This is a genomic window from Rahnella sp. PCH160 (assembly GCF_047784855.1).
Classification (GTDB): Bacteria; Pseudomonadota; Gammaproteobacteria; order Enterobacterales; family Enterobacteriaceae; genus Rahnella.
Window position 1 is genome coordinate 2,950,123 of record NZ_JBLOGT010000001.1, and the last position, 15,681, is coordinate 2,965,803.

The window sequence follows — 15,681 nt, forward strand, 5'->3', positions numbered from 1 at the left end:
AATTTAATAAAACTGTCACATAATGTGTAGCTGTGAATTCAGCCTTTTGCCATGTAAAATGCGGGCGGCAGAAAATATGCTCACCCTTCCGGAAATGAAAATACACAAGAGGCTGAAGACATGAAGTCAGAAAATAACATTAACAACAACGACTTGAATTCATCACCTATTGTTGTCGCCCTCGACTACGCGGATAAATCTGCCGCACTGGCTTTTGCAGACAAAATCGATCCCCGTGATTGCCGTCTTAAAATTGGCAAAGAGATGTTCACGCATTTCGGCCCGCAGATAGTGAAAGATTTGCAGACTCGCGGTTTTGACGTTTTTCTGGATTTGAAGTTTCATGACATTCCGAACACCACGGCGCACGCGGTTGCTGCGGCAGCCGATCTGGGCGTGTGGATGGTCAACGTACACGCCAGCGGCGGGGCGCGCATGATGACCGCGGCAAAAGAAGCGTTGCAGCCATTTGGTAAAGACGCGCCGTTACTGATTGCCGTCACCGTGCTGACCAGCATGGAAGGCAGCGATCTGGCGGATCTGGGCATCACTTTATCTCCGGCAGATTACGCTGAACGTCTGGCGCGCCTGACCCGTGACTGCGGGCTGGACGGCGTTGTGTGTTCCGCGCAGGAAGCGACACGCTTTAAAGCCGCGTTGGGCCAGAAATTCAAACTGGTGACGCCGGGAATTCGCCCGGCAGGCAGTAAAGCCGACGATCAGCGCCGCGTGATGACCCCGCAGGAAGCGCTGGCGGCGGGGGTGGATTACATGGTGATTGGCCGTCCGATTACGCAGTCCGCCGATCCGGCGCAGACCCTTCGTGATATCCGTGCATCACTGCGATAAGCAGGAGAATTTATGAGTAATGACAACAACAGCCGGTTAGTGTATTCCACCGACAGCGGCAGAATTGACGAGCCGAAAGCCGTCGTGGCGCGTCCGAAAGGTGACGGCATTGTTCGCATTGCGCGTCAGACCAGTGGGCGCAAAGGGAAGGGCGTTTGTCTTATTACTGGCGTCGATGTGGACGATGCTGCGCTGGAAAAACTGGCGGCCGAGCTGAAGAAAAAATGCGGTTGCGGTGGCGCGCTGAAAGACGGTGTCATCGAAATTCAGGGAGATAAGCGCGATTTACTGAAACAACTGCTTGAAGCGAAAGGCATGAAAGTGAAACTGGCGGGCGGCTGATCAAACAAGATGCTGCGCCTTTGATAAGCGCAGCGTCTTACTGTTTTTTATCTGTTCTTATTTACTGACCTGATGACCCACAATACCACCTACTGCTGCGCCGCCTAACGTACCTAAAGTACTTCCGTCAGTCAGAACCGCACCACCAAGTGCACCGGCACCGGCACCAATCGCCGTGTTTCGGTCACGTTTAGACCAGTTACCACACGCGGTAACAGACATCGCAAGAGTCAAAACCAGTGCAATACTGGCAACGCGTTTATTCACGAGCATCATAGTTATCTTCCTCAAAGGATTAACGTTCAGCATCATCGATAAGTATAGGTAAAATGCAGCGTTCTCACCGTATTTCACCTCGTGATCCTTCACGCGACTTATGAGTTTCTGAGCTGTTCCGAACCTTTATTCATAATTCGACTCATCCGGACGCACTTTTGCATCCGTTGATTTAAAATAGTGAAATTAGTACCCATTCACTAGGTGAATAATCTTAATTCACCAACAGGTCACGCTCTCACCACACAATTAACTAAAGCATCGCACCCGATCGTCCTAAATGTGGCATAAACGGGCACTTTCGCGTTTGCAGCAGATCCTTACGCACTCTTTAGCGATTTGCCCCATACCGGCACCTGCCCGCCAACCAGACAATAAAGCCTCGACAGATGAGGAAACCAAGATGCTTAAACAACTAAAAGAGCAGGTGCTCGAGGCCAACCTGGCACTGCCACGTCATAATCTGGTGACCTTCACCTGGGGAAATGTCAGCGCCGTGGATCGCCAGCAGGGGCTGGTCGTCATCAAACCGTCGGGCGTGGAATACGATCATATGGGTGTCGATGACATGGTGGTGGTGGAACTGGAAACCGGAAAAATCGTGGAAGGCAGTAAAAAGCCGTCTTCGGATACTGACACCCACCGCGTGCTTTACCTCAACTTCCCGCAGGCAGGCGGCATTGTGCATACCCATTCTCGCCACGCCACTATCTGGGCGCAGGCAGGCATTGATATCCCGGCCTGGGGCACCACGCACGCGGATTATTTCTACGGCAACATTCCCTGTACACGGTTAATGACCGAAGCCGAAATCGCCGGGCGCTACGAATGGGAAACCGGTGAAGTAATCGTCAAAACGTTCGCAGAACGCCATCTGGATCCGGCGGATATCCCGGCAGTGCTGGTGCATTCGCACGGGCCTTTTGCCTGGGGGAAAGATGCCGATAACGCCGTACACAATGCGGTGGTACTGGAAGAAATCGCCTACATGGGCATTTTCTCCCGCCAGCTAACGCCGCAGTTGCCGGATATGCAGCCGCAGCTTCTGGATAAACATTATCTGCGCAAGCACGGTAAGAATGCCTATTACGGGCAGTAATCCTCGCCGGACTTCGTGGATAAAATGAGATAGTCAGCCTACCAGGCTGACTTTTATGCCTGAATTGGTCAGTTGCTGACGGAACGTTTCCGGCAGTGCTTCGTCCGTAATGACATGGCTGAAAGCGCTGACCGGACCGAGCGGATTGAGATTGATCTGGCCGAATTTGGAGGAATCCGTCAGCACGATATTTTCCGCGCCCTTCGCCACGACCGTATTCACCACGTCGGCGCGCAACATATCACGGCCGGTAAAACCGGTTGTGTCAGTAAATCCGTCAATTCCGATAAACGCTTTGCTGAAATTCATCTGCTGCAAACACAATCTGGTCAGCGGGCCGACCACCGTCTGGCTGGTCTTCTGATACATGCCGCCGAGCAGCACCACGTCACAGGGCATACTTTTGAGTAACGACGCCACATAGCTGCTGACCGTAATCACCGTGAGATTCTTTTTGTCCGCCAGATATTGCGCCAGCAGGGCGATACTGCTGCCGCTTTCGAAGAATACCGTTTCGCCATCGTGGATTAATGAGGCCGCGAATTTCGCCAGTTTTTGCTTCTGTGCGAAGTTAGACATCATGCGGGTATCGACGTCATCGGTCTGGATCGCGACGGCAAAACCGTGCGCTCGGCGCAGATAATGGCGCTGCTCCAGTTGATTGAGATCGTGACGGATCGTCACTTCTGAAACCTGACAAATCTGCGACAACTCACTCACACTGATCCGCTGCTTATCGTTTACCCATTGCAAAATAATTTGCTGTCTGTCGTTCATAATTGCCCAAAATACGGGCAGCGCAGGCTGCCCGTCAGCTGATGAAAATTCAGTGTCGAAGATTACAACGTATGTTCGGTTCGCGCGATAATATCATCTTGCGCTTCCGGCGATAAAGCGGTGAAGAATGCCGAATAACCGGCTACGCGCACCACCAGATCCCGGTAGTTTTGCGGTTCCTCACGCGCTTTCAGCAACGTCTCGCGGGACACAATATTGTATTGCACATGCCAGCCTTTATGATCTTCAAAGAACGTCCGTAGCATCAGCATCAGCGTCTGGCGGTCGGTTTCATTTTCAAGCGAAGCCGGATTGAGTTTCTGATTCAGCAGTACGCCACCGAGAATCGCCTCCGTGGGTAATTTCCCCAGCGAGTTAAACACCGCCGTTGGCCCCAGATGGTCAGTGCCGGACGCCGGGCTTGCGCCTTCGGCCAGTGGGGTGAACGCTTTACGCCCGTCCGGTGTCGCCGTGGTCGCTGCGCCAAACGGCACGTTAGCAGAAATCGACGAGGTGCCGGCGTAATACGTGCCGCCAATCGGGCCGCGCCCGAAACGCGTGTTGTGATAATTCGACAGCTCGTCGATGTAGCACTGATAGGCGCTTACCAGAAGATTATCGACGCCGTCGTGGTCATTGCCGTATTTGTCCGCGCCGTTGATCAGCCGCTGACGTAAACGCTCGCCGTCCAGCCCGTCGTAGTCAGAAGCCAGCGCATCCGCCAGTTCCTGCTGGCCGACAGAACCCTGCTCGAAGACCAGTTTTTTGACCGCCGCCAGACTGTTGCCGAGATTGGCAATCCCGACCTGTAAACCGGAAACCCAGTCGTATTTCGCGCCACCTTGTTTGATGGTTTTGCCTCGCTCGATGCAGTCATCGACCAGCGCAGAACACAGAATATCCTGCGCGTTCTCTTCCAGAACGGTATCAACGACGCATTCGATTTCAATCGATTTACGGGTGTAATAGCGGATCTGCTCATCCCACTGCGCGAATACCTGTTCGAAGTTTTCAAAGTTGCCTTTAGACAGCCCGCGTTCCTGCGGCAGGAATTGCGTATGGCTTTTGGCGTCCTGACCCTGTTCCAGCGCGGCCAGCATAACGCGTGCAAAGTTAATGAAACTCATGCCGGTACAGCGGTAGCCCCATTTCCCGCCGACGGCGGTTTCGATACAGCCGATGGCGGCGTAATCGTAGGCATCTTCTTTCTCAACGCCGAGTTTGATGAATTCAGGGATCACAATCTCATCGTTGTTAAACGCAGGCATCCCGAAACCGCAGCGGATCACCTGCACGCAGGCATCGAGAAAATCGCTGCTCATGCCCGCGTGATAACGCACGCTGAGGTTGGGTTGTGTGGAACGCAGCTGACCGCACGATTCAAGAATGGCGTATGACAACGGGTTAACCGCGTCGGACGCCACGCCGTATTGCAGTTTCTGGCCGCCGATGGTGACGTTCTGATACAGCGGGCTGCCCGCCGACGCTTTGGAATGCGTGCCTGAGCGGATCTTGTTCACTTCCAGCAGTTTCAGCCAGCAGCTTTGCAGCAGCTCAATGGCGTGATCGCGCTCCAGCGTTTGCTCAAGTTCGACATCACGGCGGTAGAACGGATAGAGATACTGATCCATACGCCCAAAGGAAACGGAATGGCCGTTGGATTCGATCTGCAAAATGAGCTGGATGAAATAGCACAGCTGTAACGCCTGCCAGAAGTTAGCCGGTGGCTGATGGGCAATTGCGCGACAGTTTGCAGCAATTGCCAGAAGCTCATCGCGACGGTTTTCACGCGGTTCGGCGGCGGCCATTTCATGCGCCAGATCGGCGAAACGAAGAATATGATCGCTGACGGCAGCCACCGTGATATCAATGGCTTTCAGCAGTTGTTCTTTGTGCAAATCTTCCCAGTCGGTCAGGTTAATACGGCTACGGCGTTCATCGACTTTATGGCGCAATCCGTCCAGCCCCAGTTCGAGCAGTAGCGGGAAATTCACCGCCAGATGGGCATCGCCGGAGGTCATATTGCCTTCAGCTTTCACGATGCCGCTGTCGAGCAGCGCTTTTTGTTCGTCGGTAAACATACCGTAGCAACGATCCTGCACCGTCTGCCCGCGCCACCACGGGCAAATTTCGTGCAGGACAGCCTTGTTCTTTTCACTCACCGCGAAACCGGCACCCGGCCGGTCGGCCAGCGCATCAATTTCGTTTTCAATCCAGCCGACGGTGTATTCCGGGAAGATCGGCGCGGCACGCACTTCGCTGGCCTGATTCCCGACGATCAGCTCGTCGTGTTTGATCCAGATAGTCCGTTGCCTGAGATGTTCAGCCAGTGCCAGCGCGCGGCGGACGGCCAGCGGTTTATCTGCATGTTGCTGATAAATCTGCGTGTAATGTTGTGCGCGTTCGGTACACACCGGCGGTTTCACGATGTGGATCAGCGCTTCTTTATGCGCACGGATGCGTGCGGAGAGGGTATTCAGGTTCAACGTGGTCATTATTTTTATCCTCTTAACTGGGCACAAAGACCTTTTCCGGCGGCGTACTCTTCGGCAAACGTCAGCAGATCCGGGTCATTTAATGGCTGGCGCGGGGCCAGATAGGGTTCGCCGAGCAGGACGTATTTATTGATACCCAGCGTGTGATAAGGCAAAAAGTGGATAGCTTCACAACCGGTTTCGGTCGCAGCGAAATCGACAATCTGGCGGATGGAATCCCGGTCTGCATTGAAATCAGGGATCAGCGGCACGCGGACAATCAGCCTCTGACCGGCTGCCGCCAGACGACGGAAATTGTCCATCACCCGTTTTGCCGAGCCACCGGTCAGACGTCTGAACGGCGCATCGGCGACGTGTTTTAAATCCGCCAGCAGCAAATCCAGCGCGCCGAGAGAAGGCTCGATGTATTTCCACGGAACGTGCAGACAGCTTTCCACCGCCGTGTGCAACCCCTCGTGGTGGCAGCGTTGCAACAAATTCAGCGCAGTCTGCGGTTGCATAAATGGCTCGCCGCCGGAAAGCGTAACGCCGCCTCCCGTGCGCTGATAAAAGGGCTTATCGCGCAGGATCTTTTGCATCAGGCTTTCCATATCAGCGTCTTCACCGCAAACGCTCAGCGCACCGGAAGGGCAAACCTGCTCCATCTGACACAAATCTTGCGGGGAAAACGCTTCACGACGCAGGCTGACTTCGCCATTCTCTGCGGTCACCGCAAGGGGAAATGCCTGCGCACAGTGCTGACAACCCGCGGTACACAGCCGCGAATCAAACAACACGTCGGGTTTATCTGAACGGCTTTCCGGGTTCTGGCACCAGGTACAACTCAGCGGACAGCCCTTGAGAAAAACCACCGTGCGGATCCCCGGCCCGTCGTGGGTGGAATAACGTTGCACATTAAAAATCATCGCGATGCTTCCTTTGATATTTTCTTTCGCAATTAAAATACTTTCATTTGAAAGTCATTTTGATGATGATCAATAAACCCGCCGCTTGCCGAGGTACACTCTTCAATACTTTGCATTCGCTCACAGGTTTTAAGGAGAAGGTTATGGAGCTGTATCTCGATACTGCTGATGTCGTTGCGGTGAAACGTCTTTCACGCATTCTGCCGTTGCAGGGGGTCACCACGAATCCGAGCATTGTGGCAAAAGAAGGAAAATCCCTTTGGGAAGTGCTGCCCGCGCTGCGTGACGCACTAGGCGGAACCGGCAAATTGTTTGCACAGGTCATGGCGGCGGATGCAGAACGGATGATCGCCGAAGCCCTGCAACTGTCGCAGCGGGTGCCCGGTTTAGTGGTGAAAATCCCGGTGACGGCGGAAGGGCTGGCGGCGATTAAGGCCTTAAGAAGCCTGAATATTCCGACGCTCGGTACGGCTGTTTACGGCGCGGGTCAGGGATTGTTATCCGCGCTGGCGGGAGCCGAATACGTTGCGCCTTACGTGAACCGTCTGGACGCGCAGGGCGGCGACGGCATCGCGATGGTCAAAGAATTACAGACGCTGCTGAGCCTGCACGTACCGCAATCGAAAGTGCTGGCGGCCAGTTTCAGAACGCCGCGCCAGGCGGTGGATTGCCTGCTGGCGGGGTGTCAGTCCATTACTTTGCCGGTGGATGTCGCGGAACAGCTTCTCGGCACACCCGCTGTTCAGGCGGCGGTGCAAAAGTTTGATGCCGACTGGCAGGAGGCGTTCGGAACCCTTTCCATAAGCTAAATTTTGGTGCTCGCCGCCCAAACGTCAAAACCTTGGGTTGCCACCTAAACTGGCTTTAAGAGGTGCCTGTCGCCGCGCCTCTTGAAAATCTCCGGCTTTCACTGCGCGCTGCCGCTCGCTGGCCATGCTTCAGCAGCTACAGTTACGTGATGCGGGATTCTTTTTTTGCTGATGCGATATTTGAGATACCAGAGACGTGAACCGCCTGGATTGACTAAGAAGTACAGGGCATATGAACCGGGAACTTAGGAAGGTTTTTTAGAAGGTTTCATACTGCGGATTTTAGTGTCGTGCAGAGATATAGGGGGGGTGACCACCAAATTCTCCCGATGCGGAAGCAAACTAAAAATGCATCGGGAAGATTTTTCACACTAACTTATTGAATCGAAACCACATAGGGATTCGCAAAGCGGCATGAAAACAAAAATTTGGCTCCTCTGACTGGACTCGAACCAGTGACATACGGATTAACAGTCCGCCGTTCTACCGACTGAACTACAGAGGAATCGTGTGAACGGGGCGCATAATAACGGGAGATGACGTCGTTGGCAAAGGATTTTTTACATCGGCGTTTTTATGGCGACTATTTGTTCAGGTTATTATAAAACAAGCAAAAAAGCTGTTCTCCTTCAAATTAATTGAATCCTTATGTTAAACAAATGATATTTATTCTCATCCTGAAACGCGTAGAGTGAATCTATTATTGTGGCCTGACGGAAAGGGCCCCTTTGCGGATTATCTCCCTGTCTATGAGGATGAATACTCGATGAAAAATATTGGATTTTTATCATTTGGTCACTGGACGCCATCGCCGCAATCCGGCACCCGTTCGGCGGCTGACGCTTTGCTGCAATCTATCGATCTGGCAGTCGCCGCTGAAGAGCTGGGCGCGGATGGCGCGTATTTTCGGGTGCATCACTTTGCGCGACAGCTGAGTTCGCCGTTCCCGCTGCTGGCCGCGATTGGCGCGAAGACCCGCAAGATTGAAATCGGTACCGGCGTTATCGATATGCGTTACGAAAATCCGCTGTATATGGCGGAGGATGCCAGCGCGGCGGATCTGATTTCCGGCGGGCGCTTGCAGCTGGGGATCAGCCGGGGTTCACCGGAGCAGGTGATTGATGGCTGGCGCTATTTTGGTTATCAGCCTGAAGAAGGTGAAACCGAGGCGGATATGGCACGCCGCACGACGGAGAAGTTTCTGGACGTGCTGCGTGGTGAAGGTTTTGCGAAACCGAATCCTCAGCCGATGTTTCCTAACCTGCCGGGATTGCTGCGTCCGGAGCCTTATTCTGAAGGCTTACGTGACCGCATCTGGTGGGGCGCAGGTTCGAATGCAACCGCCGTCTGGGCGGCGAAGCTGGGCATGAACCTTCAAAGTTCGACGCTGAAAGATGATGAAACCGGCGAACCGTTCCATGTTCAGCAGGCGGCGCAAATCCGGGCGTATCGCGCGGCGTGGGCCGAAGCGGGGCATACACGTGCGCCGCGCGTTTCTGTCAGCCGTAGTATCTTTGCGCTGATGGATGATCGCGACCGCATGTATTTCGGCGGTGGTGGCAACGATGGCGATAAAGTGGGTTATCTCGATGAGAAAACCCGCGCCATCTTCGGGCGCAGTTACGCGGCGACGCCGGACAGGCTGATTGAACAGCTGAAACAGGATGAAGCGATTGCTGAAGCAGACACGTTATTGCTGACCGTGCCGAATCAGCTGGGTGTGGATTACAACGTTCACGTTATCGAATCGATCCTGAAACATGTGGCTCCGGCGATGGGCTGGCGCGACTGAACCCGCTGAAATCAACCTGTAAGCAGTAAAACAGACAATGCCTGCCGGATTTTCCAGAGCGGGCATTTTTGTCTCTGGCGGGTCTGCAAAAGCCCGCATTCATGAATACAGCTCATAATCTCTATCCGATTCCCTGCCATTATCTCCCGCCCTGAACCCGCTAGTATAAAGTCCTCTCCTTATTTCCCGATGGAACACCATGACTGGTTCTCAGGCACGATCGCAGATCGTAACCACAAAAACGACCGGCCTCACGTTTGTGCTTATTCTCAGCGCATTAATGGCTTTCACGTCGTTATCGACCGACATATATTTACCTGCCATGCCGCAGATGGCGACAGATTTACAGGGCGACGCGGAACTGACGATCACCGGATTTTTAATCGGTTTTTGTATTGCGCAACTGATCTGGGGGCCGGTCAGTGACCACTTTGGCCGTCGTCTGCCGCTGTTTATTGGCATGGTGTTGTTTGTTATCGGTTCTGCCGGTTGCGCGTTATCCTCGGATATCGGACAGATTGTTTTCTGGCGCGTCTTTCAGGCGATGGGGGCATGCACTGGCCCGATGCTGGCGCGTGCGATGATCCGCGATTTGTTCAGCCGTACCCGTGCGGCGCAAATGCTGTCGACGCTGATGATCATCATGGCGATCGCCCCGATTGCCGGGCCGTTGCTGGGTGGGCAGATGATCAAAGTGACCTCCTGGCATTCCATTTTCTGGCTGCTGGCGGTGATCGGCACACTGATGCGGATTTCGCTGTTCTGGCTGCCGGAAACTTTACCGGAAGAAAAACGGGTCAAAGCGTCGCTGGGCAGCGCCTTCCGCAACTACGCCACATTATTGAGCAACACGCAGTACATGCGTTTTACATTATGCCTGACGTTCTATTACGTCGCGGCATATGCGTTTATCACCGGTTCGCCTTTTGTTTACATCACCTATTTTGGCGTTGAGCCGCAGCATTACGGCTGGCTGTTTGCCGTCAATGTTGCCGGGCTGATGGCGGTCAGTATGGTGAACCGGCGTCTGGTGCACCGCTATCCGCTGGAGACCTTGCTCAAGTTCGCTGCGTGCATCGCCATGCTGGCCGCTCTGGTACTGGCGCTCGCCACCGGCTCGGGGATCGGCGGAATCGGCCTCATTGTGGCGGCGGTATTTGTGTTCTTCTCGATGAACGGAATTATTGCCGCGACGTCAACCGCCGCTGCACTGGACGCTGTGCCTGATGCAGCCGGTTCGGCCTCTGCGCTGATGGGCTCGTTGCAGTACGGCAGCGGGATTATCTCTTCGCTGTTACTGGCGCTGCTGAGCGACGGAACGCCGTGGACCATGGGCTGGATTATCGCCGTATTTACCCTGGCGAGCGCCGTGATGGCACTGACTACGCGGGTACGTAAATAACGCGGGCACCATCAAGGATGGTGTCATGCAAAGAGTAAAACTGAATAACGGTATTGAAATGCCTCTGGCGGATTTTAATGAAGTCGCCCCCGCCGTGAACCTTTTATTCTGAATAACGCAGCGCATCGATCAGCAGCGCAAACGCGGGCGGGTGCTGTTTTCTGCTTGGATAATAAAGATAATAACCGGGGAAATACGGGCACCATTCTTCCAGGATCTGTACCAGTTCGCCCGATTTCACGAGATCCACAATCATATCTTCTGGTACGCAGGCAATACCAAACCCGGACTGCACGGCATCGATTCTTTCTGACAGTAAATTTAACGTCAGTTGCCCTTCAACGCGCACGCGCAATGGCTTTCGGTCTTTCTCAAATTCCCAGTGATACACGCCACCGGCGGTCGGTAAACGCATATTAATGCACTGATGATTTTGCAAATCATGTGGCGTTTGCGGAAGGGGATGCTCTGCGAAATATGCTGGTGAACCGACCACCGCCATACGGAGCTCCGGGCCGATTTTTACCGCTATCATATCCTTATCCACGCTTTCACCCAGACGAATGCCCGCGTCAAAACGTCCCTCAACGATATTCACAAACCCGTTATCGACCAACAGCTCGATACTGATTTCCGGGTATTGTTTCAGAAAAGGCTTGAGCTTCGGCCACACCAGGCTGCGCGCGGAATGTTCTCCCGCTGAAAGACGAATATTTCCCGATGTCTTACCGTTGAGATGAAGCAGCGTTTCCAGCTCCTGTTCAAGATCCGCAAGGCGTGGTTCCAGACAGGCAATAATGCGTTCACCCGCTTGCGTCGGTGTCACGCTGCGGGTGGTGCGCGTCAGTAGACGGATGTTCAGACGTTCTTCAAGCGCCTTTATCGCGTGGCTGATCGCCGATTGCGAAACATCAAGCTTACTCGCCGCCTTGGTAAAACTTCTCTCCCGCGCCACGACAAGAAACATCTGTAATTCATTAAAGTTTTCTTTCAGCACGGGCTATTTCCTTACGCAATACGATCAGGCCGTTTCCCATGATAACGGCGGGGAGGGTAATTACCCGGAAATTTGCACAAGGACATGCGAAAGGAAAAGTTGCCATCAGGATGCAAGGGGCATTCTTTTCCATTACGCCGCAGGTTCGGTTTTATGCTGGGGGATTTTCCTGCGGGTCTGCATGCTGGCCGGTACGACTCTTGACACCGCGAAAAGAGAAAATTATATTTTCTCCGTTATAACAGCATCCGGTCAGTGGGATGCTGGTGCAGCGCGCGGGGCGGTTCGCTTATCGCCAATCTGACCTGTTGATCCGCAGAAAATATCTGAGATGAATATAACGGTAAATCAAGGTTTTAGGCAATGAGTTTTATGGAGTGTGTCGCGGTTATTCTCATCATTGCGTTGATCGCTGTGGGTATTTTTGCTGTGATCAGACTGGCAGGTCAGGTATCGAATAATCATGATGATAGTGAACCCTGATGCTTCTTACATCACACGTTATAGGAACGGAGGATGAGGTGTTTGGCTGGAAATTACTGGTGGGTCTGCTGACTTTCACTGTCATTGGATGTGCTGTATTTGGCTTTATTTTTTCAGTACAGCAACTGTAACCAAACACGTTCACGAGGTGTTTCAGTTGATCGCCTGAATAAAAAAAACCGCCGCGGCGGTTTTTTTTCACTTCACTTACCGGCTCGAGCGTTGGCCTTTATCGCTACGCTAAGTGGCAATGTGAATACCGGCAATCAGAGCGCGGTAACATTCACTGCTGACGGACCCTTCGCGCCGTTCTCGATAGAGAACTCCACTTTTTGGCCTTCGTCGAGGGTTTTGAAATCGCTACTCTGAATGGCGGAGAAGTGTACAAACACATCTTTGCTGCCATCTTCAGGAGTGATGAAACCGAAACCTTTTTCAGGGTTAAACCATTTTACTAAACCAGTCATTTTGTTAGACATAGATACTTCCTTTTCATTTTTGAGCCACTGATGTGGCGAACATGGCCTGTTTTGCAGATTTTACTTATGGGGCACTTAGGAGAAGGCTCATGAAGAAGGGTATCTTAAGATAACGCCTGAACTGAGGACTGCTTGACTAAAACTGCTTTCATAAGGTCTGTGTTCCAAACCGATGACTTTATATTAGCCTGGCTTTTGTTTGCTTGGCAAGTATTAATTTTATTAATGTTATGGCTATGTGAAAAAACCGTCAGGCGAAATGGAGTGGCGAGGGACTATCAAAAAAGGATGACGTTCACGCGAGAGACAATAAAAGCCCTGACCATTGCAGCCAGGGCTTTTAAGGTACTATGGACTTCAGATTTAACATTAATGGACTTAATATTGAGTACTGCTAATGATACTGCTTTTAAATGTACACGTTTAACACAGATAATATTGGGTACTAAGAACTAACTAAAACCTCCCTCTATTTTTCCAGAAAAACTATTATGCCATATGACTGCATTACGATAATGGCAATTTAAACAAGTACATCTCCCCTCGCGACATAAACTATTGATGCGTTGCCTTACTTTCGTTGCGATAATCTAACTCAACTTGTTAACACACTCTATCGCAAATAATGACTCATAAAACATGGCGTTACATCGTCGCGCTAACTTTTACAAATTTGCGATTAACTATTACTACTGCATAACGGTTAAACTTTACTGACGTATTAAACTTTGTGCGTCAGTTATCCCATACAACAAACTTCGTAGCCTTTTTCGCAAATTACATTTTGTACATTACTCAGACTCTTAACTTAAACAGCGAGGTATCATTTCAGCGCCGTTGAAAGCTAATTTACGGATTTTAAAAACACTGTCAATACTGTTTTTAATAACATGTTTTTATTTACAGCAGCTATTTAAGCCACCCATGTGGTTTTGCTCTAAGACTTTTCTTATTCTTTCGCCTGGAGATAACCTGACTGACGTATTTCCAGGTAAGAGATTTCACAGGCGAAACCTCAGGGAGCCTGAACGGGCAGCAATAAAAATAAAGAAACAGGCTGCTTTTTGTCCGTTGTTACCGCTCACTGAGGCTGCATAACCCTCGGTTTTTATACCACCCGGTCAGCTCGCCTCTTTTTTACGCCGACATCGTTCTGAGCACTTACGCACGTCGTCCCAGCATTTTTCCCACTTTTTTCGCCAGCTAAAAGGGCGTCCGCACACTGTACAAATTTTTGACGGAAGTTCGCTTTTTTTCAAAGTGATTCCCCCGCATCCAGTTTCGCCAGCAGCATCTGGCCGCGTTGCCAGAGCGCTTCTCGCTTAGATTCCGACAGGCGATCAAGATTTTTATACGTCATGCCCATGCGGTGATTTCCGCGCAGAAGTTCGCCGTGTCGCATAATGAAATGCCAGTAGAGTGCATTGAAAGGGCAGGCGTTATCCGCCGTGCTTTCACTGACCTTATACTCGCAACTGCGGCAGTAGTCGGACATGCGGTTTATATACTGACCGCTTGCGCAATAAGGTTTAGAGCCCAGATACCCCCCGTCGGCGTGCATGACCATGCCGAGCGTATTGGGTAACTCAACCCAGTCGAAGGCATCCATATAAATGGCGAGATACCATTCGCATATTTCAGCCGGCGCAATGCCCGCAAGCAGCGCGAAGTTACCCGTCACCATCAGCCGTTGTATATGGTGCGCATAGGCATATTCAAGGCTTTGGCCGATGGCTTGTCGCATGCAGTTCATCCGGGTTTTACCGGTCCAGTAGAATTCAGGAAGCGACCTGCTGTTACCAAAGACGTTGCCGCCTGCATAGTCTGGCATCCTCAGCCAGTAGACCCCGCGCACATACTCACGCCATCCAATCAGCTGACGAATAAACCCCTCGGCCGCATTGAGTTTAATTCTGCCAGACAAATAGGCGGACTCCACATCGCCGCACAACTGCCGCACATCCAGCAAACCAATATTGAGGGCGGCGCTGATACGTGCGTGAAATAAATAAGGTTCGTCGCATGCCATTGCATCCTGATAATCCCCGAACGCGGCCAGGCCGAAATCCAGAAAATAATCCCACAGTGACTGTGCATCGGCATGCGTCACCGGATAATCGAACACGTCCACTGAACCGTAATGGTTGGCGAAATGTTCACGTACCAGTCGAAGCACGTCCTGAGTGATCGTGTCCGGGCTAAAGCGCGCCGGATAGGGCGCTGCCACGCCTTTGGGGAGCGCCTTGCGGTTTTCTGCATCAAAATTCCAGTTGCCGCCTGCGGGAGTACCATCGATATTCATCAGCAGCCCGCTTTTGCGGCGCATTTCCCGATAGAAAAACTCCATGCGCAACTGCTTTTTATCTTTGGCCCAGGATGAGAACTCATCACGCGAGCACAAAAAGCGGGTGTCGGAATGCCACTGTATGGGCAGGCCACACTCTCTGAGTGACTGCTCAAGACGCCAGTCCCCGCATTCTGTCAGGTGAACCTCTTCAGACTGCAACTGCGACTGCCAGCGCAGTAATTCGCCCGGTACAGATCCGGTATTGAGCGGATCATCGAGGCTGACGTAATGCACGCAAAAACCTTGCTGCTTCAGCGCGTGTGCAAAGTGACGCATTGCACTGAAAATAAGCACAATTTTTTGCGGATGGTGAGGGACATGGCATGCTTCCTCCATGACTTCGACCAAAAGAACGGCATCACTTTGGGCATCCAGCCCGTTCAAAGAAGCCAGACCAAACGAGAGCTGATCGCCCAGGACCAGGCACAACCGGCGGTTTTTAGTCATTAGAATGAACCTTGCAGTATAGAAAACGGGCTCTCTGAGCGTGGTTAAAATACGTCTTTATGTGGGAAATCCTCCGGGGACATGATCAGTATGTCGGAAGATCTCTATAAGTAAATGATTCAGCCATCAGCTTGAGCAACCGACCCTCTGGCGGCGCGACCGCGCAGCTACCATTACGCTGA

General features: G+C 52.2%; 14 protein-coding genes, 1 tRNA gene and 1 pseudogene. 6 read left to right on the top strand and 10 right to left on the bottom strand.

Translation table 11 applies throughout. The features are described from left to right. Positions 1–120: 120 nt before the first annotated feature. Entirely contained in the window at positions 121–849 is a 729-nt protein-coding gene (pyrF, locus tag ACM5QY_RS13660) for an orotidine-5'-phosphate decarboxylase (RefSeq protein ID WP_416121311.1), read from the top strand. 12 nt (positions 850–861) lie between these two features. Then, the gene (yciH, locus tag ACM5QY_RS13665) at positions 862–1,191 is read left to right on the top strand and encodes a stress response translation initiation inhibitor YciH (RefSeq protein WP_416121313.1); all 330 of its coding nucleotides are present in this window, start codon (positions 862–864) and stop codon (positions 1,189–1,191) included. 57 nt (positions 1,192–1,248) lie between these two features. Here yciH and osmB read toward each other — a convergent pair whose 3' ends face one another. Continuing rightward, positions 1,249–1,467: an osmotically-inducible lipoprotein OsmB gene (osmB, locus tag ACM5QY_RS13670; protein ID WP_056780657.1), complete on the bottom strand. Its 219-nt coding sequence runs from the start codon at positions 1,465–1,467 to the stop codon at positions 1,249–1,251. Between the two features lie 403 nt (positions 1,468–1,870). Between osmB and araD the strand changes: the two genes are divergently transcribed. Beyond that, entirely contained in the window at positions 1,871–2,566 is a 696-nt protein-coding gene (gene araD / locus ACM5QY_RS13675) for an L-ribulose-5-phosphate 4-epimerase (RefSeq protein WP_416121316.1), read from the top strand. A 33-nt stretch (positions 2,567–2,599) separates the two neighbouring features. Here the strand turns inward: araD and ACM5QY_RS13680 are convergent, their stop codons facing one another. The 3 genes from ACM5QY_RS13680 to ACM5QY_RS13690 all read right to left on the bottom strand — a co-directional run bounded on the left by ACM5QY_RS13680 (position 2,600) and on the right by ACM5QY_RS13690 (position 6,743). Then, on the bottom strand, positions 2,600–3,343 hold the full coding sequence (locus tag ACM5QY_RS13680; RefSeq protein ID WP_416121318.1) for a DeoR family transcriptional regulator: 744 nt from the start codon (positions 3,341–3,343) through the stop codon (positions 2,600–2,602). 62 nt (positions 3,344–3,405) lie between these two features. Next, entirely contained in the window at positions 3,406–5,838 is a 2,433-nt protein-coding gene (locus tag ACM5QY_RS13685) for a formate C-acetyltransferase/glycerol dehydratase family glycyl radical enzyme (RefSeq protein ID WP_416121320.1), read from the bottom strand. Positions 5,839–5,843: 5 nt separating this feature from the next. Continuing rightward, positions 5,844–6,743 (bottom strand): glycyl-radical enzyme activating protein, encoded by a 900-nt coding sequence (locus ACM5QY_RS13690; protein WP_416121322.1) that lies wholly within the window; start codon positions 6,741–6,743, stop codon positions 5,844–5,846. Positions 6,744–6,886: 143 nt separating this feature from the next. Here ACM5QY_RS13690 and fsa point away from each other — a divergent pair, with 143 nt between their 5' ends. Then, entirely contained in the window at positions 6,887–7,552 is a 666-nt protein-coding gene (gene fsa, locus ACM5QY_RS13695) for a fructose-6-phosphate aldolase (protein ID WP_416121324.1), read from the top strand. Between the two features lie 161 nt (positions 7,553–7,713). On the opposite strand, the pseudogene ACM5QY_RS13700 reads toward fsa, so the two are convergent. Both ACM5QY_RS13700 and ACM5QY_RS13705 read right to left on the bottom strand, forming a co-directional pair. After that, positions 7,714–7,854, bottom strand: a pseudogene (locus tag ACM5QY_RS13700) (Arm DNA-binding domain-containing protein); the annotation flags it as partial. Between the two features lie 127 nt (positions 7,855–7,981). After that, positions 7,982–8,057 (bottom strand) — tRNA-Asn (locus ACM5QY_RS13705). Between the two features lie 261 nt (positions 8,058–8,318). On the opposite strand from ACM5QY_RS13705, the gene ACM5QY_RS13710 reads away from it, so the two are divergent. Further along, a complete protein-coding gene (locus ACM5QY_RS13710) occupies positions 8,319–9,344 on the top strand; it encodes an LLM class flavin-dependent oxidoreductase (protein WP_416121326.1) in 1,026 nt (341 codons plus the stop codon). 199 nt (positions 9,345–9,543) lie between these two features. Then, positions 9,544–10,746: a multidrug effflux MFS transporter gene (locus ACM5QY_RS13715; protein WP_416121328.1), complete on the top strand. Its 1,203-nt coding sequence runs from the start codon at positions 9,544–9,546 to the stop codon at positions 10,744–10,746. 103 nt (positions 10,747–10,849) lie between these two features. Here ACM5QY_RS13715 and ACM5QY_RS13720 read toward each other — a convergent pair whose 3' ends face one another. The 4 genes from ACM5QY_RS13720 to ACM5QY_RS13735 form a co-directional block, all read right to left on the bottom strand. Beyond that, positions 10,850–11,743 (bottom strand): LysR family transcriptional regulator, encoded by an 894-nt coding sequence (locus ACM5QY_RS13720; protein WP_416121329.1) that lies wholly within the window; start codon positions 11,741–11,743, stop codon positions 10,850–10,852. Between the two features lie 749 nt (positions 11,744–12,492). Then, entirely contained in the window at positions 12,493–12,705 is a 213-nt protein-coding gene (cspE, locus tag ACM5QY_RS13725; protein WP_416121330.1) for a transcription antiterminator/RNA stability regulator CspE, read from the bottom strand. 1,121 nt (positions 12,706–13,826) lie between these two features. Beyond that, the gene (locus ACM5QY_RS13730; protein ID WP_416121331.1) at positions 13,827–13,964 is read right to left on the bottom strand and encodes a DUF2256 domain-containing protein; all 138 of its coding nucleotides are present in this window, start codon (positions 13,962–13,964) and stop codon (positions 13,827–13,829) included. Next, a complete protein-coding gene (locus ACM5QY_RS13735) occupies positions 13,961–15,499 on the bottom strand; it encodes a cryptochrome/photolyase family protein (RefSeq protein ID WP_416121332.1) in 1,539 nt (512 codons plus the stop codon). The genes ACM5QY_RS13730 and ACM5QY_RS13735 overlap by 4 nt, the downstream gene beginning before the upstream one ends. Positions 15,500–15,681 lie beyond the last annotated feature (182 nt).

Excerpts from the sequence above, each read along its gene's own strand:
- pyrF (WP_416121311.1), top strand. The coding sequence starts at position 121 with ATGAAGTCAGAAAATAACATTAACAACAACGACTTGAATTCATCACCT.
- yciH (WP_416121313.1), top strand. The coding sequence starts at position 862 with ATGAGTAATGACAACAACAGCCGGTTAGTGTATTCCACCGACAGCGGC.
- osmB (WP_056780657.1), bottom strand. The coding sequence starts at position 1,467 with ATGATGCTCGTGAATAAACGCGTTGCCAGTATTGCACTGGTTTTGACT.
- araD (WP_416121316.1), top strand. The coding sequence starts at position 1,871 with ATGCTTAAACAACTAAAAGAGCAGGTGCTCGAGGCCAACCTGGCACTG.
- ACM5QY_RS13680 (WP_416121318.1), bottom strand. The coding sequence starts at position 3,343 with ATGAACGACAGACAGCAAATTATTTTGCAATGGGTAAACGATAAGCAG.
- ACM5QY_RS13685 (WP_416121320.1), bottom strand. The coding sequence starts at position 5,838 with ATGACCACGTTGAACCTGAATACCCTCTCCGCACGCATCCGTGCGCAT.
- ACM5QY_RS13690 (WP_416121322.1), bottom strand. The coding sequence starts at position 6,743 with ATGATTTTTAATGTGCAACGTTATTCCACCCACGACGGGCCGGGGATC.
- fsa (WP_416121324.1), top strand. The coding sequence starts at position 6,887 with ATGGAGCTGTATCTCGATACTGCTGATGTCGTTGCGGTGAAACGTCTT.
- ACM5QY_RS13710 (WP_416121326.1), top strand. The coding sequence starts at position 8,319 with ATGAAAAATATTGGATTTTTATCATTTGGTCACTGGACGCCATCGCCG.
- ACM5QY_RS13715 (WP_416121328.1), top strand. The coding sequence starts at position 9,544 with ATGACTGGTTCTCAGGCACGATCGCAGATCGTAACCACAAAAACGACC.
- cspE (WP_416121330.1), bottom strand. The coding sequence starts at position 12,705 with ATGTCTAACAAAATGACTGGTTTAGTAAAATGGTTTAACCCTGAAAAA.
- ACM5QY_RS13735 (WP_416121332.1), bottom strand. The coding sequence starts at position 15,499 with ATGACTAAAAACCGCCGGTTGTGCCTGGTCCTGGGCGATCAGCTCTCG.